The organism is Acidovorax sp. (assembly GCF_027492855.1).
Lineage (GTDB): Bacteria > Pseudomonadota > Gammaproteobacteria > Burkholderiales > Burkholderiaceae_C > Acidovorax.
In genome coordinates this window covers 148,146-172,529 of sequence record NZ_JAPUDY010000008.1, presented here as the reverse complement: position 1 = coordinate 172,529, position 24,384 = coordinate 148,146, and the positions used below count along the sequence as shown (strand labels likewise).

Here is a 24,384-nt window from a genome sequence, read left to right as displayed (position 1 = left end):
TCGAGATGATTGACAACATCAGCTGGCTAGTGATTTACCCCGAAATCGTGCTGTTGACCATGGCCTGCGTCATCGCGCTGGTCGATCTGGGTGTCCACAGCGCACGCCGCACCGGCACCTATGTGCTGACCATGCTCACGCTGGCCGTGGTGGCCGCCTTGCAGGCCATGTACGCCAGCAGCGGCAACACCTTCTACGGCTTTGGCAACATGGTGGTCAGCGATGCCATGGGCAACTGGCTCAAGTGTTTTGCCACCGTGGCCATGATGGTCACGCTGGTCTATGGCCGTCCCTATGCGGCCGATCGCGACATGATGCGCGGCGGCGAGATGTTCACCTTGTCGATGTTTGCGCTGCTGGGCATGTTCATCATGATCTCTGGCAACAACTTCCTGGTGATCTACCTGGGCCTGGAACTGCTCACGCTGTCGAGCTACGCGCTGGTGGCCCTGCGCCGCGACAATGCCACGGCCACCGAAGCCGCTATGAAGTACTTTGTGCTTGGCGCCATGGCCAGCGGCTTTCTGCTCTATGGCCTGTCCATGGTTTACGGTGCCACGGGCTCGCTCGATATCGGCCAGGTGTTCAAGGCCGTCAATACCGGCCAGATCAAGCACCAGGTGCTGGTGTTCGGCCTCGTGTTTGTGGTGGCGGGCCTTGCATTCAAGCTGGGTGTGGTTCCCTTCCACATGTGGATCCCTGACGTGTACCAGGGCGCTCCCACGGCCGTCACGCTGATGATCGGCGGCGCGCCCAAGCTGGCCGCCTTTGCCATCACCATCCGTCTGCTGGTGGATGGCCTGCTACCGCTTGCGATCGATTGGCAGCAGATGCTGGCGGTGCTGGCCATTGGCTCGCTGCTGGTGGGTAACCTGGCGGCCATCGCTCAGACCAACCTCAAGCGCATGTTGGCGTATTCGACGATTTCCCAGATGGGCTTCGTGCTGCTCGGCCTGATGTCGGGCGTGGTGAATGGCAACGTCGATGCCACGGCGGTCGAAAACGCCTATAGCGCCTCGATGTTCTACGTCATCACCTACGTGTTGACCACCCTGGCCGCGTTTGGCGTGATCCTGCTGCTGGCACGTGAAGGCTTCGAGAGTGAAGAGATCTCTGACTTCGCTGGCCTGAACCAGCGCAGCCCGCTGTATGCCGCCGTCATGGCGGTGTGTCTGTTCTCGATGGCAGGTATCCCTCCTATGGTGGGCTTCTATGCCAAGCTTTCGGTTCTGCAGGCCCTGTTGGCCTCTGGCCAGGGCTTGTACATCGCCATGGCCGTCTTCGCGGTCATCATGTCGCTCATCGGGGCCTTCTACTACCTGCGCGTGGTCAAGGTCATGTACTTTGATGCGCCTCTGACAGCCTCGAATGTGTCTGCCCCTGTGGATGTGCGCGTGGTGTTGACCATCAACGGTGCCCTGGTTCTGGTGCTGGGCTTGCTGCCCGGTGGCCTGATGGCGCTGTGCGCGGACGCCGTGGTGCGCGCGCTGGCGACCTGACCTTTTCTGCTGCTGATCGTTTCAAGGGCTCGTTTCGCCTGTGTCTCTTACCGGTTCTGTCTGGCTCGTCATCGTGGCGGCCTTTATTGCTGCCAATCTGCCTTTCGTCAACCAACGCTGGCTGGTGGCGGGGCCCGCGGCGGCTGTGGGTAAAAAGCCGTTGATAGGGCGGATCGCGGAATTGGTGGTGCTGTACTTTGTAGTGGGAGCCATGGCGCTGTTGCTGGAGCGCAGGGCTGGCCAGATCGCACCGCAGGGGTGGGAGTTCTACGCCATCACTGGGACGATGTTCTTGACCTTCGCGTTTCCCGGTTTTGTCTATCGCTATCTGCTGCGGCGCCACGGCTAAGCCTGGCGGCGCACGATTGTTGCCATGAAGGTGCTGGACCTCCAATGTCGGGAAGGCCATGTCTTTGAAGGCTGGTTCGGCTCCGAAGACGACTTTCAGAGCCAGAAGCAGCGCGGCCTTGTCCAATGCCCCCTTTGCGCGGACGATCACATTGAAAAGCGATTGAGTGCGCCGCGCCTGAACTTTGGTGCACGGGAGCCATCTGCGGTGACTGCAGAAGCATCGACATCGGCACATCCCGCTACAACGTCCTCAGCTGCCCCGGCTTCGTTCGACACTGCGGCGCTTCCTCCGGCCCTGCAAGCCGCCTGGCTGGAGTTGGCCCGCAAGGTGGTTGCGAGCACAGAGGATGTGGGCCCACGTTTTGCCGAAGAAGCACGGCGGATGCACCATGGCGAAATGCCGGAGCGAGCCATTCGCGGCCAAGCCACCGCCAGCGAGGCCGTGGAACTGCTGGAGGAGGGCATTGCCGTGATGCCCTTGCCGCTGCCTGTGGCGGCCAAGGAAACCCTGCAGTAGCCGTTTGTTTCTTTTTTGGGGCGGATGGGCTACCGCCAATGTTTGAGCATTTTTGGGCTCTAGCGCTTATAAATCAAGCGCAAGCAGCTATCGTTTTGATAGTGAATGCCGTAGCTCGCTGGCAGTAAAAAATCCCTTCTTCTCGTCTCACGCGGTGAATTGAAGCGCCGCGAGGCGCGCATAGACACCGCCTTGCGCCAGCAGCGCCGCATGGGTGCCTTGTTCCACGATGCGCCCGTGTTCCAGCACCACAATGCGGTCCGCGTTCTGTACGGTGGCAAGCCGGTGCGCAATCACCAGCGTGGTCCGTCTGCCCGTGTGGCGCTGCATGGCCGTGTCGAGCGCGGCTTGCACCATGCGCTCGCTTTCGGCGTCCAGGGCGCTGGTGGCTTCATCCAACAGAAGCAGCGGCGGGTTCTTGAGCATGGCCCGTGCGATCGCGATGCGTTGGCGCTGGCCGCCCGACAGCCGTACGCCGCGTTCACCAAGGAAGGTGGCATAGCCCTCGGGCAGCGCCATGAGGAAGTCGTGCGCAAACGCAGCGCGGGTGGCGGCCATCACTTCCTCATCCGTGGCCTCGGGGCGCCCGTAGCGGATGTTGTCCATGGCAGATGCCGAAAAGATCACAGCGTCTTGTGGCACCGTTCCGGTGTGTTCCCGCAGCGTATCGAGTGTCATGTCGCGGATGTCCACACCGTTGAGCAGAATACGTCCGGTCCCGGAATGTGGTGCGCCGGAGGCGCTCCGGTCTACATCGTAAAAACGCTGCAGCAGTTGAAACACAGTGGTCTTGCCTGCGCCACTGGCACCCACCAGAGCCACGGTTTCGCCGGGGGCGAGGTGCAGCGAGAAATCATGCAATGCGGGTTGCTCGGGGCGCGAGGGGTAGTGGAACTGCACGTTCTCAAACCGCACCTCCAGGCCCTGATCCGAGGTGGGCAACGCCTTGGGCACGGCCGGGTCTGCCACGGGCGAGCGGCTGGACAACAACTCCATCAGCCGTTCGGTAGCACCTGCCGCACGCAGCAAATCGCCATACACCTCGCCGAGCACGGCCACAGCGCCCGCGAGCAAGATCACATAGACCACGGTCTGCCCTAAATGGCCCGCGCTCATCTGACCCGCCAGCACGGCCTCAGTGCCGCGATAGAGTCCCCACAGCAGTAACCCCGCATTGGCGATGATGATGAAGGCGACCAGCACTGCACGCGCGCGTGTGCGCTTGATGGCCGTCAGGAAAGCGTTTTCCGTGGCCTGCGTGAAGCGCGCCGTCTCGCGCGGCTCTGCCGTGTAGCTTTGCACCACTGGCACGGCGTTCAGCACCTCGGCGGCGATGGCGCTGGAATCGGCCACGCGGTCCTGGCTGTCCCGCGATAGCCGCCGCACACGCCGGCCGATCCACATGGTGGGCAGCACCACTAGCACCACTGCTATCAGCACCACCGACATCACGTAGGGATTGGTCCACACCAGCATGGCCAGGGCACCAATGCCCATGACGGCGTTGCGCAACCCCATCGACAGCGAAGAGCCAACCACGGTTTGCACGAGGGTGGTATCGGCCGTCAGGCGAGACAGCACTTCACCGGTCTGCGTGGTTTCAAAAAACTGCGGGCTTTGCCGCAACACATGGCTGTACACCGCGTTGCGCAGGTCCGCGGTCACGCGCTCGCCGAGCCAGCTCACCATGTAAAAGCGTGCCGCAGAAAAGACACCCAGCGCAATCGCCACGGCGAACAAGGCCTCGAAATGTCCACGCAATGCCATGGTCTGTGCGCCCTTGTCGCTGTCGCTCGCACCACTCACCAAGCCACCATCGATGAGGCTGCGCAAGGCCATTGGAAACGCCAGCGTGGCCAGCGCTGCGAGCACGAGGAACAGCACAGACAGCGCTATATGAGCGCGATAGGGCCGCAGAAAAGGGAGCAGGCCAGTCAGTGAACGGGGTGCTCCGCGAGCGGGTGTGTGAGGTGCAGAAGTGGATGCCATGACGGCAGTTTAGGGCCGACCGTCAGAGGCGTCTTGTATCGCTGCTTCACCCTTCGTTCTACGTGTTTCGGTATTGCGGGGGTGAAAATATTTCAGGCGTCAGTAAACGGTCAGTGAATTACTCTCGGGGCTGTGGTTCGCTTCTTGCGTCGACTCGATGGCACAAATCGAGTGCTGGCTTGGGATGCGAGCCCATTGCATGGTGTGAGCCATTGTTGCTGCCTGCGGGTACGTAGGCATTTATACATAGGCATTAGTCCCAGTACCTGCGAAAGGGTGGTGAGACATACCATGCGTGGCGATTCAATACACACGGAGACCTTGCTGCAAGGCTCCATTTTTCAGCACCCTACGGAGCGGCCAAGGCGCAATGAGCGACGTCATTCTTGAAACCAAAAGCCTGACCAAAGAGTTCAAAGGCTTCACTGCCGTGAGCGATGTGAACCTGGCTGTCCGCCGGGGCTCCATTCATGCGCTGATCGGCCCCAATGGCGCAGGCAAGACAACCTGCTTTAACCTGCTGACCAAGTTCCTGGAGCCCACTTCCGGTGTGATCCGGTTCAATGGGCATGACATCACCCGCGAACAACCGGCGCAGATTGCCCGGCGCGGTGTGATCCGCTCATTCCAGATCTCGGCCGTGTTCCCGCACCTCACGCTGATGGAGAACGTGCGCCTGGGGCTGCAGCGCAAGCTGGGCACCTCGTTTCACTTCTGGCGCAGCGAGAGCACCTTGCATAAGCTCGATGACCGGGCCATGCAATTGCTGACTGAAGTGGGTCTGGAAGACCTGGCTGACGAAGTCACCGTGAACCTGCCTTATGGCCGCAAGCGTGCACTAGAGATCGCCACCACGCTGGCCATGGAGCCCGAGTTGATGCTGCTTGACGAGCCCACCCAGGGCATGGGCCACGAGGATGTGGACCGCGTCACGCAGCTCATCAAGAAGGTCTCTGCGGGCCGCACTATTTTGATGGTCGAGCACAACATGAAGGTGGTCTCCACCATCGCAGACTGCATCACGGTGCTGCAGCGTGGCGCCGTACTGGCCGAAGGGCCCTACGAAGAAGTTTCGAACAACCCGCAAGTGATGGAAGCCTACATGGGTACGACAGACGGCCAACTGCAGGGAGCGCATTGAGATGGCGACCACAGCATCCAAGACACCTGCGCTTGAAATCAAAAACCTGGAAGCCTGGTACGGCGAATCGCATGTGCTGCATGGCGTGGACATCGTCGTGCAGCCTGGTGAGGTCGTCACGCTGCTGGGCCGCAATGGCGCGGGCCGCACCACCACCATGCGGGCCATCATGGGCCTGACCGGCGCACGCAAAGGTTCGGTCAAGATCAACGGCGTGGAAACCGTGAACATGCCCACGCACCGCATCGCCCACCTGGGCGTGGGCTATTGCCCCGAAGAGCGCGGCATTTTCTCCAGCCTGTCGTGCGAAGAGAATTTGTTGTTGCCTCCCGCACTCAAGACCGGTACGCCCGGCATGTCGGTGCAAGAGATCTATGCCATGTTCCCCAACCTGGCCGAACGCAAGAACAGCCAGGGCACGCGCCTGTCGGGCGGCGAGCAGCAGATGCTCGCCGTTGCCCGCATCCTGCGCACGGGGGCCAACCTGCTGCTGCTTGATGAGATTTCCGAAGGCCTGGCGCCTGTGATCGTGCAGGCGCTGGCACGCATGATCACCATGCTGCGTGAGAAGGGCTACACCGTTGTCATGGTCGAGCAGAACTTCCGTTTTGCTGCACCACTGGCCGACCGTTTCTACGTGATGGAGCATGGCCGCATCGTCGAGAAATTCGGCGCGGCTGAGCTCGATGAAAAGATGCCTGTGCTCAATGAGCTTCTGGGCGTCTGACGCGGACTCGCAAAGTCCATTTTTCCTTTCATCCTCGTTTTTTTCCACCACACCTACAGGAGACATATCCATGAAGAAGCAACTCAAAGTGTTGGCACTGATGCTGGGCGCCGCAGGCCTGGCCACCTCGGCTGCGCATGCGCAAGACAAGGTCAAGATCGGTTTCATCACCGACATGTCCAGCTTGTATGCCGACGTGGAAGGCAAGAACGGCGCGGTGGCCATTCAGATGGCTATTGATGATTTCGGCGGCAAGGTGCTGGGCATGCCCATCGAGTTGCTCACCGCAGACCACCAGAACAAGGCCGACATCGCAGCCTCGAAGGCCCGCGAGTGGATCGACACCCAAGGCCTGACCATGCTGTTTGGCGGCACCAACTCCGGCACGGCACTGGCATCGGCCAAGGTGGCTGCCGAGAAAAAACGCGTGTACATCAACAACGGCGCCGCCAGCTCTGCGCTCACCAACGACCAGTGCACACCTTACACCGTGCACTATGCATATGACACAGTGTCTCTGGCCAAGGGCACGGGCTCGGCCATTGTGGATACCGGTGGCAAGAACTGGTACTTCCTGACGGCAGACTACGCCTTCGGCCACGCCCTCGAAGCCGACACCAGCACAGTGGTCAAGGCCAAGGGTGGCACCGTGGTGGGCAACGTGCGCCACCCACTGAACGCGTCTGACTTCTCGTCCTTCCTGCTGCAGGCGCAGAACTCCAAGGCTCAGATCCTGGGCCTGGCCAACGCGGGCGGTGACACCATCAACGCCATCAAGGCCGCCAAGGAATTCGGCATCGGCAAGACCATGAAGCTCGCCGGCCTGCTGATCTTCATCAGCGACGTGCACAGCCTGGGCCTGCGCAACACCGAAGGCCTGCAGTTCACCACCAGCTGGTACTGGGACCTGAACGACGATACGCGTAAGTTTGCAGCGAAGTTCTTCGAGAAGACCAAGCGCATGCCCACTGAAATCCAGGCGGCTGACTACTCCGCCACCATGAACTACCTGAAGGCCGTGGAAGCCGCCAAGACGGTAGATGCCGACAAGGTGATGGCAACGTGGAAGGGCACGAAGATGAACGACTTCTTCGGTTCGGGCCAGATCCGCGCCGACGGCCGTTACGTGCACGACATGTACTTGATGGAAGTGAAGAAGCCTTCCGAATCCACCAAGCCTTGGGACTACTACAAGCTCGTCAAGAAGCTGCCCGGCGACACGGTGTTCACCACCAAAGCCGAGAGCAAGTGCGCGCTCTGGAAGTAAATCCCTGAGATGGCATCCACGCACCAGGCCGCCGCTGCAAGGGCCGGCCTGGTGTGCTGGCACCGTCTGATCTGAATCCACTCCACCTGTTGCTTCCCATGGAAATCTTTGGTGTCTCATTGCCGGGCCTGTTGAGCCAGCTCCTTTTGGGGCTGGTCAACGGATCGTTTTATGCAATCCTCAGTCTTGGCCTGGCTGTGATCTTCGGCCTGCTCAACGTCATTAACTTCGCACACGGTGCGCTGTTCATGACCGGTGCCCTGATCACCTGGATGGCCATGAATTACTTCGGCATCAACTACTGGTGGATGCTGATTCTGGCGCCGCTGGTGGTGGGGTTGTTCGGGGTCTTGATCGAGCGCCTGTTGCTGCGCTGGATCTACAAGCTCGATCACCTTTACGGGCTGCTGCTCACGCTGGGCCTCACGCTGCTGATCGAAGGCGTGTTCCGTTCCATCTACGGTGTGTCGGGCCTGGGCTACGACACGCCTGAGCTGCTCGAAGGCGCGACCAATCTCGGCTTCATGATCATGCCCAATTACCGGGCCTGGGTCGTGGTCGCCTCGATCGTCGTGTGTTTGGCTACCTGGTACGTGATCGAGAAAACCAAGCTGGGCGCCTACCTGCGTGCTGGTACCGAGAACCCGCGCCTGGTTGAGGCCTTTGGTATCAACGTGCCGGTGATGGTGACGCTGACCTACGCCTTTGGCGCTGCGCTGGCTGCCTTTGCCGGTGTACTGGCCGCGCCTGTCTATCAGGTCACGCCGCTGATGGGCCAGAACCTCATCATCGTGGTGTTTGCCGTGGTGGTGATCGGCGGGATGGGCTCCATCATGGGCTCCATCCTGACCGGGCTGGGCCTGGGTGTCATTGAAGGCTTCACCAAGGTGTTCTACCCTGAAGCTTCCTCTACCGTGGTGTTCGTCATCATGGTCATCGTTCTCCTCATTCGCCCCGCCGGCCTGTTCGGCAAAGAAAAATAAGGGGCTGCCAGCATGAATTCCAAGAACCTCACCCTCATTGGTTATGGCCTGCTGTTGCTGGCCCTGATTGCTGCCCCGTTCCTCGGCGCCTATCCCGTCTTCGTGATGAAGCTCATGTGCTTTGCACTGTTTGCTTCGGCGTTCAATCTGCTGCTGGGCTACACCGGCCTGCTGTCCTTCGGCCATGCGGCCTTCCTGGGCGGTGCGGCTTACGTGGCCGGGCATGCCATCAAGGTTTGGGGGCTCACCCCTGAAGTTGGCCTGCTGCTGGGCACGGCTGGTGGCGCCTTGTTGGGGCTGCTGTTTGGTTGGTTGGCCATCCGTCGCCAGGGCATCTACTTTTCGATGATCACACTGGCGCTGGCGCAGATGTTGTTCTTCGCCTGTCTGCAGGCACCCTTCACCGGTGGTGAAGACGGCCTGCAAGGCGTGCCGCGCGGCAAGCTGTTTGGCGTGATCGACCTCAAGAGCGACCTGGTCATGTACTACGTTGCCCTGGTGATTGTGGCGCTGGCCTTCCTGCTCATCGTGCGCACCATTCACTCGCCGTTTGGCCAGGTGCTCAAGGGCATCAAGGAGAACGAACCCCGCGCCATCTCGCTGGGCTATGACACCCACCGCTTCAAGCTGCTGGCTTTTGTGCTGTCGGCTGCGCTGGCAGGCCTGGCCGGTTCGCTCAAAACCCTGGTGCTGGGCTTTGCCACGCTGTCGGATGTGCACTGGACGGCCTCGGGCCAGGTCATTCTGATGACGCTGGTGGGTGGCCTGGGCACGCTGTCGGGTCCGCTGATCGGCTCTGCCGTGGTGGTGCTGCTCGAAAACAAGATCGGCGAATTCGGCAACCTGCTGGCCGCCCTGACCAGCGTGGAATGGTTCAAGACCCTGGGCGAGTCGGTCACCATGGTCACGGGCTTGATCTTCGTGATCTGCGTGCTGGCCTTCCGTCGCGGCATCATGGGCGAGATCATTGCGTGGCTGGCACAGCGCCGTGCGGGCGGCTCTGCGGCAAAGCACTAACGCGATTGTTGCCACTCGCTCACGGCGGCTGGCTTCTACACCTCAAACCGCTGCTGCCTTCACAGGCGCAGCGGTTTTGCGTATCCAGTCATCTCCAGGTAGCCCCGGCCCACGGGCTTGCCGGTGCTGTCCACCAGGTCGGACAGCCCTTCCCAGTAGATTGCGCCAGTCGATCCGCTGCTGTCCAACTCCTGGTTGTCCAGCAAGGCGCGCACTTCAAAGTGGCCCACAGGCGTCTGCACCCGCCACTGCACGGGGTAGCGTGCGCCGCTCTCCGGGCTGGCCCAGATGCGCTGGGGCGTGAACACCACGGCCTGCGCGCCAAACACCTGCACAGGCTGGCCCGGTGCGCGCCATGAGCCCCCAGCCCACAGCGTCGAGCCGTCCGCGCGCCGCAGGCGGAATGCGGTGAGCGCGCTGCCATCGTGCAGATTCATGCCGATCCAGTCCCAGCCCTGGGCCTCGGGGTGCAGCAGGGCCTCGCTCCACTCATGGTCCATCCACGCGCGGCCTGTGCCTGGGGCCACGGCCATGCGCTTGCCCCCTACCGTGAGGGTACCGCTCACGGCCAGTTGTGGCTGGCTGTAGTAATAGCTGGCCTGCGCGGCATCCGGCCCCTTGCGCGACAGCCCTTGCTGACCCTGCAGCAGCACGGGCTGGGCGCTGTCGAATTGCAGGTTCAAACCGAAATCGCTGCCGACAATCCGGGCGGTGTATCGGCTGGTCATGAAATCTGGCTTCCCGTGCGCGGTGTCGTGGCGTTCCAGCGTCCAGTCGTGCAGGCGGATTTGGGTGTCTGCCTCGCTGGCCTGCGCCACGCCAAAACCCGCGCGCGCAATGCGCTGGTCATGCAGCAGGCGCTGACCTTGCACATCGGTGATGGCCGCATGTGCAAACAGCAACTGCTTGGCCGCAAACGCCGACTGCAGGCCTTGTGCGGCATCCACCCGCGAGCGAAAAAACGTGAGCTGAAACCCCCAGGGCTGGCCCTGCGCCTGTGCATGGCCGGTGATGTACCACCACTCGGTGCGCAGCTCCGGGTGGCTGCCATGGTCGCGCGGAAAACTCAGCGTGCGCGCAGGCAACGCTTGCGCCGTGCCCGGCCACAACGTACCCAGCCCGGCGGCCTGCAGGCTGGCCCACATCAGCCACTGGCGGCGTGGGGCGCTGTGCATGGTGATCGAATCGGCGTCGTGGGTGGCGTTCAGCCGATCAACGCATCCACCTTCTGCTGCGCGGCCGAGCAGTCGCCAAACGTTTGGTCTACCCACCCGGTGTCGAAATACGTGGGCAGGTACCGCTCGCCCGCATCACACAGCAGCGACAGGATGGAGCCGCGTTCGCCCCGCTCGCGCATCTCGCTGGCCAGCGTGAGCATCGCCACAAAATTGGTGCCGGTGGACGGCCCCACACGCCGCCCCAGCAACTGCGACAGCGCACGCATCGCGGCAACAGATTCGCAATCCGCCACGTCGATCATGCGGTCCACCAGCGTGCGGATAAAGCTCGGCTCCACACGCGGGCGGCCAATGCCCTCGATGCGCGAGCCCGGCGCCGTGAGCTGCGCATCGCCCGTGCGGTGGTAGGCGCTGAACACCGAGCCCGCCGGGTCGGCCACGCACACCCCTGTGGCATGCCGCTGGTAGCGCACATAACGGCCAATCGTGGCGCTGGTGCCGCCCGTGCCCGCGCCCACCACAATCCAGCGCGGCACCGGGTGCGGCTCGCGCGCCATCTGCGTGAACATGCTCTCGGCAATGTTGTTGTTGCCGCGCCAGTCGGTGGCGCGCTCGGCATAGGTGAACTGGTCCATGTAGTGGCCGCCCGTCTCCTCGGCAATCGCGCGCGCAGCGTCATACACCGCACCCGCACTGTCCACAAAATGGCAGCGCCCGCCATGGAACTCGATCTGCGCGATCTTCTCGGGCGAGGTGCTGCGCGGCATCACCGCCACAAACGGCAGCCCCAGCAGCCGCGCAAAGTAGGCCTCGCTCACCGCCGTGGAGCCGCTGGACGATTCGACGATGGTCGAGCCCTCGCGCACCCAGCCATTGCACAGCGCATACAAAAACAGCGACCGCGCCAGCCGGTGTTTGAGGCTGCCCGTGGGGTGGGTGGATTCGTCCTTGAGGTACAGGTCGATGCCATGCGCCGCAAATGCGGGCAGCCGCAGCGGGATCAGGTGCGTGTCGGCACTGCGCTGGTAGTCGGCTTCAATGCGGGCGATGGCTTCATGGAGCCAGGGGGAGGGGAGGGTCATGGGGGAATTGTCGTCAATGAGGTGGACCCGACTACGGATGATTTAGAAATGGAATGAGGCGTCACGTTGTATCTCGAGTGGAAACTCTACGCCTTGATCACTGTGGCATGTATCTCGACCAATTGGTCCGTGTACCCCAGCCTTGCCACGCCCAACAACGTGGCTGGAGGAACCTGTCCATCGAACGATTCTGCGACGGCTTTCCAGGCCGCTGAGAGATTGGCTTGTTCCCCGACAACGTAGACGACAAGGTGGCGAACATCAGAAGCTGAGAAACCGTGAACAGCCAGAACGGCGTTCAGGTTGCTTAAGCACTGGAGAGCTTGGGCACTCGGGTCTTCCAGGCCCACCACCTGCCCGTGGCGGTCATGGGGCACTTGACCCGCTATAAACAACTGATTACCTACGCGCTGTGCGTATTGATACTGGGCGGTGGATGGCAGCCCTGCGGCAAGTTCGGCTTCGTTCATGGGTGTGACGCCCAACGTTCGACGTAAGGGGCTGGCCGCAGGCCAGTCCCCTTGACGGAGGGGTTAGGCGCCATGGTATTCACGGCCGCGAGCCCATTCAAGATGGCTACGAAAGTAGAGGCTCAGATGCTGCTGCAGCATTGCCCTTCTTGCCTCGGCCTCTCCACCTTTCTTGTACGCTTTTCGTACTGCGTCCATTTCAACTTTCAGCAATGCCTCTTCCTCTACGGTCGGGCCAACGCGGAGCGGACTGACTAGAACAGGCAATTGGGCAATTAGATCTCGAACCTCGCAGAGCAACGTCCAGTGTTCGGCAAGGTCAACGGCGACGCCTTCTCCACTGGAAGCGGCATGAGCCAGGTCGATAACTGCAGTTCCATGTGGGAGCGTCGGTCTTAGGCGTTGAAGATGTACAACGTAGCTGGACCGTGGAGCGAGAGCCGCCAGCCAAGCCCCCCAATTGGCCTCCCGCCAACCATACGAGAAAAGCAGATCTTGAAGGAGCTCTTCATCCAGTGTGCATGCTGCTCTCCGGAAGAGGTAGAGAAGATCCAGCGGGGCGCAGAGCACTGCAGGGTACTGCGACAAATGCTTCTCATACCCTCGACTGCCGGCGCAGAGCGACCTCAGCCGTGCAAGAACACTCTTGTTGGACAGCTGGAGATAGAAGGGACCATCGGCTCGGTTGAACAGGTGCAGACTGTCCACGGCCCAGTAGTGAGGGCGGCGAGTTGCTTGCATGGAGCCTAACTTTGATGTAGTCGGCAATTCACCGTACATGCCAGTGCTCCTGCTGGATAACATAGCTCGCCCGTATTGAAAAAATCGTTGTAAATCATCGAGTTAGCCAATATTTCTGAATGAACGTACAGGTATAACAAAATCGACAAAGTCGCCGCCTCTCGCGTACTGGGGCTGAGGCGTTGGGAGTATGACAGACGACTATTTGTGCGGCGCGGATCAGTGTCTTCGTTGGATCGGGCGCGGTTGCCAACCACCCCTGATCGAACGATAGGACACGGAACGCGCAAAGGCTTGCCGTACCGTCTTGGCCTTTCTGCCTACCTACCAATCCTCCTTCACCGCCATCACCGCATCCCTCCCCGCTGCCGCTCGCCCCGCTAACCATGCAGTCACGGTGCCCGACACAATAACCGCAGCGCACAACCCCATCAGCCTCCCCCCAGGCACCGCCAAATCCATCGTCCAGTGAAAACTCTGCGGGTTGACCACATGCACCAGCACCACCGACACCGCCAGCCCCAGCAGCACGCCCGCTGCCGCACCCACCGCTGTCCAGGCAGCGCCTTCGCCAGCCACCACGGTCAGGATCTGCCGCCGCGTGAGGCCCAGGTGGGCGAGCAGGCCGAACTCCTTGCGCCGCGCCAGCACCTGGGCGCTGAAGCTGGCGGCCACGCCGAACAGGCCGATGGCGATGGCCACGGCCTGCAGCCAGTAGGTGACGGCAAAGCTGCGGTCAAAGATGCGCAGCGAGCGCTCGCGGATGGCGCCGGAGGATACGAACTCCACCAGCGCCTCCTTTCCGTCCTCCGCACTCATTGCATCGGTTGACGGCGCGTGGCCCGCCTGCGCCGCCGCCAGTGCGCGGATGGATGCTTGCAGCGCCAGGGTGTTCGCCCCATCGCGCGGCCACAGCGCCAGGTCGCTGGTGCGGGCATCGCCGGTCAGGCGCAGCCAGGCGGCGCGGTCCATCACCACGGCGCCCGATTGGCGGGCATAGTCACGCCATATGCCTGCTATAAAAAATGTAGCTGCTTGCGCTTGTTCATCAAGCGCTAGGGGGCTAAAAGCCTTGTAAAGCTCGGGCCAAGCCATGCCAGGGCGCAGGCCGTACAGGTCCACCACCGCCTCGCTGATGTAGATGCCCGTGTGACCCGTGGGCACCGGCAGGGCCTCGCCCACCAGGGGCAGTTGCCGTGCGGGGTCGTCACCCAGCGGACGGCTCAGCACCGTGAGGGCGGGGCGGGTGGGCGACAACTGCAGCAGGCTGGCGCGTTGGGCTTGCACGCGCGCCAGGCCCGGCAACTGGGCCACGGCCTCGGCAAAACCGGCGGGCAGCAGTGCGGCCTCGGTGCCTGCGGCGCCGACGGCCGAGCGCACATACAGCGGCGACGGCAGCACGGCGTCCAGCCACTGCGTCACCGATCCGCGAAAGCTCGACACCATTACCGTCAGCGCCACCGCCAGGCTCAGGCTGGCCACCACGCCGCCCACGGCGATGGCCGCGCTACCGCGCATGCGCCGTGCGCGCTCCAGCGCCAGCAGCGGCAGTGTGTGGCGTGCCGCCAAAGGCTGTAGCGCCGCCAGCAGCCGTGCCATGCCCCAGGGCAGCAAGGCGATGCCACCTACCAGCAGCAGGCCGATGGCCGCATAGGCTGCCAATGGGATACCAAAAACGGATGGAGCGCTTGCCAATAAAGCGCTAGCAGCTATCAAAACGATACCAACCCAACCATTGCTCGCCTGGCTGGCGGTGGTGTCCAGGCCCTTCAAGGTCTGGGCGGGGGGCAGCGCCTGCGCAGCACGGGCGGGCCACCAGCCGCCTGCCAGCGCAGCGGCCACGCCGAGTGCGCCGTACGCCAGCGCGGCGGGGGCGCTCCATTGCAGCGCGGGCTGCACGCCCGCAAAGTAGCCGCCGCCCAGGTCGCCACCCAGCAGTTGCAGCGCGGTGGCGGCCAGGGCCGTGCCCAGCGCAATGCCCGCCGCGCCGCCCACCAGCCCCAGCACGGCCGATTCGGCCAGCACCAGTGCCAGGCGCTGGCGCGGCGTGGCGCCCAGCACGGCCAGCAGCGCAAACTGCGGCCCGCGCTGCGCCACGCTGAGCGCCAGCACCGAGAACACCAGAAAAGCCCCGGTGAACAGCGCCACCAGCGCCAGCACGGTCAGGTTGACGCGGTAGGCGCGCGACAGGTTGCTGATGCGCTGGGCGGCATCGCCCGGTTGCGCCAGTACCAGGTTGGTGGGCCAGCCAGGCTGGGCGCGCAGGGCGCGCTCCCACGCGCTGCGGTCGGTGCCGGGCTGCAGTTGCAGGTCGATGCGGCTGAGTTCGCCCGCGCGGCCAAACAGGTCTTGCGCGGCGCCGATGTCCATCACCGCCAGCGGTGCACCGCCCGCCGCCACAGTGCCCGCCACTTGCACCGAAAGGGGCTGCTGCTGCAAGCCGGTGTGCAGCGTGAGCCTGGGCAAGGCATGCGGTGCGGCCGTGGGCAGGCCCAGCGCCTGCAGCGCCGCCGTGTTGAGGAACACCGTGGCCGGGGCGAAGAGGGCAAAGCGGTCTGCGCCCTCCCAGGGGCGCGGCATGAGCGCAGGCGCCATGGCAGGCAGCAGCAGCGCGTCGGCGCCCAGCACGCGCAGCGGGACGCGGGTGGCGGGCCTGTCCCCTGCCACCTGCGCCGTTGCCGACAACTCCAGCAACGGGCTGGAGCGCGCCACCTCTGGGTGGGTGGCCAGGCGCTCGTACAGCGCCTCGGGCAGGTTGCCCTGCATGGCGCGCAGTTCCAGGTCGGGCTGGCCGTTGACGGCGCGCACGGCCTGCGAGAACTCGTCCAGCGCTGATGCATTGATCACATGCACCGCAAATGCCAGCGCCACGCCCAGCATCACGGCCACCACCGCTGCTGCGCTGCGCCAAGGGTGGTGGCGCAGGTCCTGCCAAGAGAAGGTGCGAAGCAGCGCAAGCATGGGCTGCATTGTGCGGCCTGCAAAAAACAAAAGCGCCCCAGGGTTGGGGCGCTTTGTGGGTAAGGCAGAGGCTAAGAATCAGTCCTTGCGCAGCTTGGCGAGCCAGTGCTCCAGCAGCTTGCCCGCCGCCTCGCGCCCGCCCAGTCCAAAGGCCAGCGCCACAGCCACGGCGATGGAGCCCAGCGTGAGGCCAAAGGCCAGTTGCACGATCTCGTTGGCGATGCCCATGGCGCGCAGGCCCATGGCGATCACCAGGCCCAAAATGGCGAAGCGCGCCACGTTGGCGGGCAGGTTGCCGCCCTCGGGGCTGGCACGGCGGATGGCCGTGGCGGCCACGCCCGAGAGCCAGAAGCCCACCACCAGGATGGCGCTGCCCAGCAGAATGTCGCCGCTGAAGGCGATGAACGTGGTCACCACCTCGCTCACCTGGTGGAAGCCCAGTTGCGATGCCGCTTCGACGGCGCCGAACAGCAGCGCAAAGAACAGCACCACCGTGCCCGCCAGGCGCGAGGGGCTAGTGGCACCCGACAGCGCGTGCGACAGGCCCAGCTTGGCGGGCAGGCTGTCGAAGCCCGCGCTCTCCAGCAGCTTGGTGAGCAGCCCGGCAGCGAACTTGGCCACGTACCAGGTCAGCAGCAAGATGACGGCGGCGGCAATGATGTGTGGCACGGCCGACAAAAGCTGGTGCAGCACCGCCGTGGCAGGGCCCGAGATCGCGTCGATCTTGAGTGCATCCAGCGCCGCGATCAGCGAAGGCACAAACACCAGGATGAACACCAGCGTGCCGCCCAGGCGCGAGATTTGTACGGATGGGTCCAGGCCCACGCGCGCGTTGATGCGGTCGCTGCCCGCCGCAGACAGCAGGTTGGTGACCAGCCCGCGCAGCACGCGCGCCACCACATAGCCCGCAATGGCAATCGCCGCCGCGCCGAAGATGCCGGGCACAAAGGCCAGCAGCCGCGCGAGCAGATCGCGCACAGGGTCCAGCACGCCGTTGAGCTTGAGCGCCGCCAAGATGGCGGGCAGGAAGAACAGGATCACCAGCCAGAACAGCACATTGCCCGCGCTTTTGCTGATGGGGGCCATGCCCGCTTCTTCCGACAGGCGCTCGTCCAGCGTCGTCGCGCCAAGCGCCCGTGTGGTCAGCGCACGCAGCACCGTGGCCAGCAGCCAGGCTGCCAGCGTCAGCACCGCGCCTGCCACCAAGTGGGGCACGTAGCTCACCACGTCTTGCACCAGGCTGGCGAAGGGGGCGGACAGCAGGGTCAGGTCCAGCGTGTTGAGCACGGCCACCAGCGTGGCCATCAGCACCAGCCAGAACACGGCGGTGGCGGCGGGCGTCTCGGCGTCGATGGGCGTGGCCGCGCTCTCGCCAATGCGCTGGTTCACCCGCGCCAGCCGCAACAGCCGCCGCGCGCCCGCACGCGCCATGACGGCCAGCAGCCAACCCAGTACAAGGATGGCCAGCGCACCGAGGATTTGAGGAATGTGCGCGCCCAGCGATTGCTGCAGCGCGGTCGAGAAGGTGTTGAGATCCATTTTTCCCTCTGTTTCCAATTGATAGCGGGGTCATTGTGAAGGTCTGAGCGCTCAGCGCAACCCCTGGGCCATGACCTGCGGATCGATTGGTTTTTTCTTGACATTTGTTTACAGCTGGGGGCTTTTAGCGGATTTGAGCGATTGGAGGTGTCGCTGCGCTGCGCTGCAGCCCCTGCTGGCAGCTGTATCGCCCCCGGCTTTTTGAGAAGGCCCAACACTCTGAGAGGATGGATCTTCGCAAGGCAAGTTAGCCGGCTATGGCCATTCCCTGCGCGCTCAGCCGCAACACCCGGTCTGCCCGCGCCGCCGCCGTATCTGAATGCGTGACCAGCACCAGCGACGCCCCATGCTCGCGCGTTTGCGCCAGCAGCAGGTCCATCACGCGGGCTGCGGTGGTGGGGTCGAGGTTGCCGGTGGGCTCGTCGGCCAGCAGCAGGGCGGGGCGGTGCACCAGGGCGCGGGCGATGGCCACGCGCTGCAGCTGGCCGCCGCTGAGCTGTTGGGGCAGGCGTGCGCCCAACTCGGCCAGGCCCACGGCGGCCAGCATGTGCTGCACGCGGGCGGCGTCGTTCTGGCCCAGCAGCATCAGCGGCAGGGCGATGTTCTGGGCCACGTCCAGGTGCGGCAGCACGTGGAAGGCCTGGAACACAAAGCCCACGTGTGCACGCCGCCATAGGGCGCGGGCGGTGTCGTCCAACTGGCCCAGGTCGGTAGTGCCATGGGTGATGCGGCCGGTGTCCCAGGTGTCCAGGCCCGCCAGGCAGTTGAGCAGGGTGGATTTGCCCACGCCCGAGTCGCCCACGATGGCCACGAACTCGCCGGGCGCCACGCTGAAGTCCACGTTGCTGAATACCGGTGTGGAGCCGTAGTGTTTGCCGAGGCCTTCCACGCGCAGCAGCGTCATGGTGTGCGTAACTCCAGCCGCTGCAGCACGGCCTGCACCAGATGCGCCACGGCGTGGGGCTGGTCGCAGGCGATGGACTGGCGCTGCGGCATGCTGCGCAGCCAGGTGATCTGGCGCTTGGCCAACTGGCGCGTGGCGGCGACGCCGCGTTCGCGCAGCAGGCCCATGTTCATGGGGCGGCCGGGCGCTTGCGCGGCCAGAAAGTCCAGTTCGTCCCACACCTGGCGGTAGCCCACGCAACGCATGGAGGGCAGGTCGGGGTGCAGGTCACCGCGTGCGCGCAGGGCCTGTACCTCGTCGATAAAGCCGCCAGACAACATGGCGTCAAAGCGCTGGGCGATGCGCTCGTGCAGCCAGGCGCGGTTGTCGGGCTCCAAAGAAAAAAGGGCGCTAGCGCTTGCTGGTAAAGCGCTACCAGCTCCTTTTTTTGTAGTGTGAAAGCTCGACAGCGGCTGGCCCGACACATGCCACACCTCCAGCGCGCGCTGGATACGCTGGCTGTCGCCGGGCGCCAGGCGGGCGGCGGTGGCGGGGTCCACGCGCGCCAGCTCGGCGTGCAGCGCGGGCCAGCCTTGCTCGGCGGCCTGCGCCTCCAGCCGTGCACGCACCTCGGGGTCGGCGGCGGGCATGTCGTCGATGCCGTCGAACAGCGCCTTGAAGTACAGCATGGTGCCGCCCACCAGCAGCGGCAGGGCGCCGCGTGCGCGGATCTCAGCGATGAGCCGGGTGGCGTCTTGTACGAACTCGGCGGCGCTGTAGGCCTGCAGCGGGTCGCGGATGTCGATGAGGTGGTGCGGGACAAAGGCGCGCTCGTCCGGCGTGGGTTTGGCGGTGCCAATGTCCATGCCCTGGTACACCAGGGCCGAATCCACGCTGATGATCTCCACCGGCAGGCCCTGTTTGCCCAGCACGGCGGCCAGGGCCAGGGCACCGGCGGTTTTGCCGGACGCGGTGGGGCCCGCGAGGGCGATGACTGGCAGTGCGTTAGGCGTGCTCACGGGCGGCTCCAAACTTTTGCACCAGCGTCCACGAAATCACTGCCAGCACCACCGACCAGAACCAGATGCCATTGACCAGCGGCCACACCGTGCCATCGAGCCGCATGCCCAGCCAGCCCCCAATCGCAAAGGCCGCCAGCATCATCATGAAACCGTTGAGCGCCGATGCCACGCCCGCCGCTTTGGGAAACGGCCCCACCGCGCCGCTTTGCCCGCAGGGCTGGTGGATGCCATGGGCCACCATGAACAGGTAAAACGGCAGCGTCAGGGCCCAGGGCTGTTGCCAGCCCAGCCAGGCCACCAGCGCCATCAGCGTGCCACCGGCCACGCTCAAGCCCCCGGCAATGGCCACCGTGCGCTGCAGGCCATGGCGGGCCAGCAGGCGGCGACACAGAAAGGTGCCAGCAAAGTAGGCCGCGCAGGCCGATGCCATCGCCCAGCCGTATTGCGTGCGTGTGAGGCCCAGCACGTCGATATAAACAAACGAGGACGCCGCCAGAAAGGTGAACAGCCCGCCATAGGTGGCCGTGGTCTGCAGCGAAAACGCCCAAAAGGTGGGGTTGCGTAGCACCTGCAGCCAGGTGCCAGCCAGCGCGCGCGGTTGCAGGGCCTGGGGGTTGCGCTGCGCCAGGGTCTCGGGCATGCGCAAGGCCACCAGGGCCAGCGTGACCACGGCGTACACCGTAAGGGCCAGCAGCGCCGCGCGCCAGCCCAGCCATTCGCTGAGCAGGCCGCCCAGGGGCGCGCAGATGCAGGCCACGATGCCAAGGCCCGTGAGCGCCTTGGACATGGAGCGCGCGCCTTCGAGCGGTGTGTACAGGTCGCGCACGATGGCGCGTGCGCACATCACCACCGCGCCCATGGCGGCGCCCTGGGCAATGCGCCAGGTGATCAGCAGTGCCATGGTGGGCGCAAACGCGCTGCCCAGCGAGGCCACGGTGTAGATGGCGAGGCCAGCGAGCAGGATAGGGCGGCGGCCAAAGCGGTCAGACAGCGGCCCCCACACCATCTGCGAGCAACCAAACGCCAGCAGCAGGCCGCTGAGCGTGAGTTGTGCCGCCGCCATGGGCGCGCCCAGGCTGCGCGTGAGGGCGGGCAGGGCGGGCAGGTAGAGGTCGGTGGTGACGGGCTGGATGGAGAGCAGCAAGGCCAGCACCAGGATGGCCAGGCCGGGGTTGATCGAGACAGGGGAAGCCGCTGGGACGGCAGTGGCGGAAGGGGCAGACATATATGTCTGAGAGTACCAGAAGGGGCATTGCCTTCCGGACTGGGCGCAGCGGCCGCCGCAACACGCGAAGCGCTCTTTACCTCAGCTTGAACAACGATGCCACGGCCTCGCGGTAGAGGCCTCGGCCCACGGCATTGGTGTTGTGGTGCGAGCCGCCCTCCACCAGCACGAAGCGCTTGGGCTCAGCCGCTGCCTCGTACAGCTTGCGGCCCAGGCTGGGCTGGATCAGGCTGTCCTGGCTGCCATGCACCACCAGCAGGGGCGAGCCGATCTCGGACACCTTGCGCACCGAATCAAAACGCTGGGTGATCAGCCCTGACACGGGCAGCCAGCCCCATTTGAAGGTGCTGACCACCTCGGGAATGCTGGTGAAGGTGCCTTCAACGATGGTGCCTTGTTCGTCGGGCACCTGGCGCGCCAGGTCAATGGCGATGGCGCCGCCCAGCGAATGGCCGAAGATGTAGCGGGGCTTATTGGGCTTTGTCTGCGCCAGCCAGTCCCAGGCCGCGCGCGCGTCCTCGGCGGCGGTCTCCTCGGACGGCAGGCCTGCGCTGCTCTGGCCAAACCCCCGGTAATCGATGGCCAGCACCGAAAACCCCAGCGCCTGCATGCGCCGGATGCGGCCTGCGGAGCCTGTGACGTTCCAGCGCGCGCCGTGCAGGTACAGCAGCACCGGCGCATCGGCCTGGCCGACCTGGTCATGAGGCAGCCACAGCCCATGCAGCCGCTCGGCCTTGCCACTGGCGCTGGACTGGAAGTCGATCCACACGTCCTCCATGTCCTCGGTGGATTGCGCGCCGCCCCAACTGCGGTCGCTGGGCTGGAAGATCCATTCGCGCTGCTTGGTATCCAGCGTGGCGCACCCTGCGGTGACCGCAATGGCCAACGCCAGGCAGATGAAAAAGGACGTGCGTTTCATGCAGGGGGCATGACTCCGCTTTGCCACAAAAGTTCTGGCAAGGCGACTCTGCCCCAGCGGGTTTACACCACGCCCTGCGCCAGCATCGCGTCCGCCACCTTCACAAAACCGGCGATGTTGGCGCCGTCGATGTAGCTCACGCTGCCATCGGGGCGTTTGCCGTATTGCAGGCAGGCGGCGTGGATGCCTTGCATGATCTGCAGCAGGCGGGCGTCCACCTCTTCGCGGGGCCAGGACATGCGCTCGGCGTTCTGGCTCATCTCCAGGCCCGAGGTGGCCACGCCCCCTGCATTGCTGGCCTTGCCGGGCGCATACAGCACACCGGCCGCCTCGAAGGCCTTGGCGGCTTCGATGGTCGATGGCATGTTGGCGCCTTCGGCCACGCAAAGCACGCCGTTGCGGATGAGGGTGGCAGCGTCGTTCGCGTCCAGCTCGTTTTGGGTGGCGCAGGGCAGGGCCACGTCCACCTTCACGTGCCAGGGGCGCACACCGGCTTCAAAATGCGCGCCAGTGCGCTTGGCGTAGTCGCTCACACGGCCATAGTGGTGGTTTTTCACGTCCATCAGGATGGCGAGCTTTTCAGGGGTGAAGCCGTCCTCGTCCACGATGGTGCCGCTCGAATCCGACACGGTAACCACCTTGGCGCCCAGCTCCATGGCCTTTTCTACCGCGTACTGCGCCACGTTGCCCGAGCCCGACACCGACACGCGCAGGCCGTCGAACGAGCGGCCGCGTGTTTTGAGCATCTCTTGCGCGAAGTACACGGTGCCGTAGCCCGTGGCCTCGGGGCGGATCAGCGAGCCGCCGAACGACAGGCCCTTGCCGGTGAACACGCAGTCCGAGCGGTTGCTGAGTTTTTTGTACATACCGGCCATGTAGCCCACCTCGCGGCCACCCACGCCGATGTCGCCCGCTGGCACATCGGTGTCGGCGCCCACGTGGCGGAACAGCTCGGACACGAAAGCCTGGCAAAAACGCATGACTTCGCCGGGGCTCTTGCCCTTGGGGTCGAAGTCGCTGCCGCCCTTGCCGCCGCCCATGGGCAGCGTGGTCAGCGCGTTCTTGAAGGTCTGCTCAAACGCCAGAAACTTCAGCACCGACAGGTTCACCGAGGGGTGAAAACGCAGCCCGCCCTTGTAGGGGCCAATCGCCATGCTGTGCTGGATGCGGTAGCCGCGGTTGACCTGCACCGTGCCGTGGTCGTCCACCCACGACACGCGGAACATCACGATGCGCTCGGGCTCCACCAGCCGCTCCAGCAGGCCGTGCTCTGCATAACGGGGGTGCTGGGCAATGAAGGGCCACAGGCTCTCCATGACTTCTGTGACCGCCTGCAGAAACTCGGGCTGGCCGGGGTTGCGAAGGGCCACTTGGGAGAGAAAACTTTCAGCGGACGCGTGTTTCATGGTTCAAAAGACTTTCTGCATCAAAAGGACAAACAACAACGGACAACGGCAGGCGTGCAATGGCGCACTGCAGCATGACATTATGTTCAAAAGTCATACGACTACGCACAATAGTGGGGAATGCAAGGGATTCATGTCATATGTTGGTGCGTTTTTTTGCGCTGGCCCGCCGCAGTTGTCACAAAATGGTGCAAAAAAAGTCATGGCGCTGTCACGGGGTGGCCCCATAGTTCAACGGTTGGTTCTTACAAACAAACGACATAGCGAGGAGAAGAACATGCTGCACATTTCTGGTGCGAAATTGGGCGCGCTGGCCCTGGTGGCCCTGTTGGCCGCTTGTGGTGGCAACGATGAATATCCCACCCTGAGCGGCGACAAGCCGTTGGTCATTGGCCACCGGGGAGCCGCTGGCTACCTGCCCGACCACACCATGGAGGGCTACAAGCTTGCGATCGAGATGGGCGCCGACTTCATCGAGCCCGACCTCGTCGCCACCAAGGACGGCGTGCTGGTGGCCCGCCACGAGCCCAACATCACCGGCACCACCGACGTGTCCACCCGCGCCGAATTCGCCAGCCGCAAGACCAAGAAGGTGGTGGACGGCGTGGAAGAAGAAGGTTGGTTCGCCAGCGACTTCACCCTGGCCGAAATCAAGACCCTGCGCGCCGTGCAGCCCCTGGCCGACCGCGACCAGTCGCACAACGGCAAATACCAGATCCCCACGCTCGAAGAAGTGCTGGACCTCGCCAAGACCGAAGGCGCCAAGGCCGGCCGCACCGTGGGCGTGTACCCCGAAACCAAGCACCCCACCTACCACGTCAACCTGGGCCTCAAGCTGGAAGACCGCCTGCTTGCCGTGCTGGCCAAGTACGGCTACACCACCAAGACCTCGCCGGTCATCGTGCAGTCGTTCGAAGTGTCCAACCTCAAGTACCTGCGCACCAAGACGCAAATTCGCCTGGTGCAACTGGTGGACGCGGACGACGTGAACCCCGACGGCACCATGTCGCTGGTGGCCCCCTACGACAAGCCCTACGACTTTGCCGTGGCCGGAGACAAGCGCACCTTCGCTAGCCTGCTGACCCCGGCAGGCCTGAAAGAGGTCAAGACGTACGCCGACGGCATCGGCCCCTGGAAGCCTTACCTCATTCCCTCCAAACAAGTGGATGCCAACAAGGATGGCAAGCCCGACGACCTGAACGGCGACGGCAAGATCGACGAACGCGACCGCGTGATGATGGCCCCCACCGACGTGGTGAAGAACGCCCACGCCGAAGGCCTGCTGGTGCATGCCTACACCTTCCGCAACGAAGCCAAGCGCCTGGCCTCGGACTACAAGGGCGACCCCAAGGCCGAGTACAAGCGGTTCTACGAGCTGGGCGTGGACGGCGTATTCAGCGACTTCGCTGATACGGCCAAGACGGCGCGGGACAAGTGATGGCCCCCGCCTTTTGGCGGGTAGCCCGA

General features: G+C 64.1%; 20 protein-coding genes. 9 read left to right on the top strand and 11 right to left on the bottom strand.

Annotated elements, in window-relative coordinates; genetic code table 11:
• Positions 1-5 precede the first annotated feature (5 nt).
• The 3 genes from nuoN to Q0105_RS01665 are packed head-to-tail and all read left to right on the top strand — an operon-like array spanning position 6 to position 2,367.
• Positions 6-1,499, top strand: coding sequence for an NADH-quinone oxidoreductase subunit NuoN (gene nuoN, locus Q0105_RS01675; protein WP_298208072.1), 1,494 nt, complete (start codon positions 6-8; stop codon positions 1,497-1,499).
• 40 nt (positions 1,500-1,539) lie between these two features.
• Entirely contained in the window at positions 1,540-1,848 is a 309-nt protein-coding gene (locus Q0105_RS01670) for a DUF2818 family protein (protein ID WP_298208070.1), read from the top strand.
• A gap of 24 nt (positions 1,849-1,872) precedes the next feature.
• Complete coding sequence (locus tag Q0105_RS01665) at positions 1,873-2,367, top strand: DUF1178 family protein (RefSeq protein ID WP_298208068.1); 495 nt, start codon at positions 1,873-1,875, stop codon at positions 2,365-2,367.
• A gap of 147 nt (positions 2,368-2,514) precedes the next feature.
• On the opposite strand, the gene Q0105_RS01660 is transcribed toward Q0105_RS01665, so the two are convergent.
• Positions 2,515-4,356 carry an ABC transporter transmembrane domain-containing protein gene (locus tag Q0105_RS01660; protein WP_298208067.1) on the bottom strand — a complete coding sequence of 614 codons (1,842 nt, stop codon included), beginning with the start codon at positions 4,354-4,356 and terminating at the stop codon, positions 2,515-2,517.
• Between the two features lie 370 nt (positions 4,357-4,726).
• Between Q0105_RS01660 and Q0105_RS01655 the strand changes: the two genes are divergently transcribed.
• From Q0105_RS01655 to Q0105_RS01635, 5 genes are all read left to right on the top strand, one after another.
• Positions 4,727-5,497 carry an ABC transporter ATP-binding protein gene (locus Q0105_RS01655; protein WP_298208065.1) on the top strand — a complete coding sequence of 257 codons (771 nt, stop codon included), beginning with the start codon at positions 4,727-4,729 and terminating at the stop codon, positions 5,495-5,497.
• Position 5,498: 1 nt separating this feature from the next.
• Entirely contained in the window at positions 5,499-6,224 is a 726-nt protein-coding gene (locus Q0105_RS01650; protein ID WP_298208064.1) for an ABC transporter ATP-binding protein, read from the top strand.
• Positions 6,225-6,294: 70 nt separating this feature from the next.
• Entirely contained in the window at positions 6,295-7,491 is a 1,197-nt protein-coding gene (locus tag Q0105_RS01645) for an ABC transporter substrate-binding protein (protein WP_298208062.1), read from the top strand.
• 98 nt (positions 7,492-7,589) lie between these two features.
• On the top strand, positions 7,590-8,474 hold the full coding sequence (locus Q0105_RS01640) for a branched-chain amino acid ABC transporter permease (RefSeq protein ID WP_298208060.1): 885 nt from the start codon (positions 7,590-7,592) through the stop codon (positions 8,472-8,474).
• Positions 8,475-8,486: 12 nt separating this feature from the next.
• Positions 8,487-9,491, top strand: coding sequence for a branched-chain amino acid ABC transporter permease (locus Q0105_RS01635; protein WP_298208058.1), 1,005 nt, complete (start codon positions 8,487-8,489; stop codon positions 9,489-9,491).
• 59 nt (positions 9,492-9,550) lie between these two features.
• Here the strand turns inward: Q0105_RS01635 and Q0105_RS01630 are convergent, their stop codons facing one another.
• The 10 genes from Q0105_RS01630 to gdhA all read right to left on the bottom strand — a co-directional run bounded on the left by Q0105_RS01630 (position 9,551) and on the right by gdhA (position 22,917).
• A complete protein-coding gene (locus Q0105_RS01630) occupies positions 9,551-10,636 on the bottom strand; it encodes a carotenoid 1,2-hydratase (RefSeq protein WP_298208402.1) in 1,086 nt (361 codons plus the stop codon).
• A 59-nt stretch (positions 10,637-10,695) separates the two neighbouring features.
• Complete coding sequence (locus Q0105_RS01625; RefSeq protein WP_298208056.1) at positions 10,696-11,751, bottom strand: PLP-dependent cysteine synthase family protein; 1,056 nt, start codon at positions 11,749-11,751, stop codon at positions 10,696-10,698.
• Between the two features lie 86 nt (positions 11,752-11,837).
• Entirely contained in the window at positions 11,838-12,221 is a 384-nt protein-coding gene (locus tag Q0105_RS01620; RefSeq protein ID WP_298208054.1) for a RidA family protein, read from the bottom strand.
• A gap of 1,065 nt (positions 12,222-13,286) precedes the next feature.
• Complete coding sequence (locus Q0105_RS01615) at positions 13,287-15,932, bottom strand: ABC transporter permease (RefSeq protein WP_298208052.1); 2,646 nt, start codon at positions 15,930-15,932, stop codon at positions 13,287-13,289.
• 69 nt (positions 15,933-16,001) lie between these two features.
• Positions 16,002-17,462, bottom strand: a complete 1,461-nt coding sequence (locus Q0105_RS01610) for a mechanosensitive ion channel (RefSeq protein WP_298208050.1) — start codon at positions 17,460-17,462, stop codon at positions 16,002-16,004.
• A 247-nt stretch (positions 17,463-17,709) separates the two neighbouring features.
• The gene (locus Q0105_RS01605) at positions 17,710-18,366 is read right to left on the bottom strand and encodes an ABC transporter ATP-binding protein (RefSeq protein WP_298208048.1); all 657 of its coding nucleotides are present in this window, start codon (positions 18,364-18,366) and stop codon (positions 17,710-17,712) included.
• Positions 18,363-19,364, bottom strand: coding sequence for a tRNA (adenosine(37)-N6)-dimethylallyltransferase MiaA (gene miaA, locus Q0105_RS01600; protein ID WP_298208046.1), 1,002 nt, complete (start codon positions 19,362-19,364; stop codon positions 18,363-18,365). Before miaA ends, Q0105_RS01605 begins: the two co-directional genes overlap by 4 nt.
• On the bottom strand, positions 19,351-20,592 hold the full coding sequence (locus Q0105_RS01595; RefSeq protein WP_298208044.1) for a multidrug effflux MFS transporter: 1,242 nt from the start codon (positions 20,590-20,592) through the stop codon (positions 19,351-19,353). The genes miaA and Q0105_RS01595 overlap by 14 nt, the downstream gene beginning before the upstream one ends.
• 76 nt (positions 20,593-20,668) lie before the next feature.
• Positions 20,669-21,511 carry an alpha/beta fold hydrolase gene (locus Q0105_RS01590; RefSeq protein ID WP_298208042.1) on the bottom strand — a complete coding sequence of 281 codons (843 nt, stop codon included), beginning with the start codon at positions 21,509-21,511 and terminating at the stop codon, positions 20,669-20,671.
• A 62-nt stretch (positions 21,512-21,573) separates the two neighbouring features.
• On the bottom strand, positions 21,574-22,917 hold the full coding sequence (gene gdhA, locus Q0105_RS01585; RefSeq protein ID WP_298208040.1) for an NADP-specific glutamate dehydrogenase: 1,344 nt from the start codon (positions 22,915-22,917) through the stop codon (positions 21,574-21,576).
• A gap of 277 nt (positions 22,918-23,194) precedes the next feature.
• Here gdhA and Q0105_RS01580 point away from each other — a divergent pair, with 277 nt between their 5' ends.
• Positions 23,195-24,355, top strand: coding sequence for a glycerophosphodiester phosphodiesterase (locus Q0105_RS01580; RefSeq protein WP_298208038.1), 1,161 nt, complete (start codon positions 23,195-23,197; stop codon positions 24,353-24,355).
• Positions 24,356-24,384 lie beyond the last annotated feature (29 nt).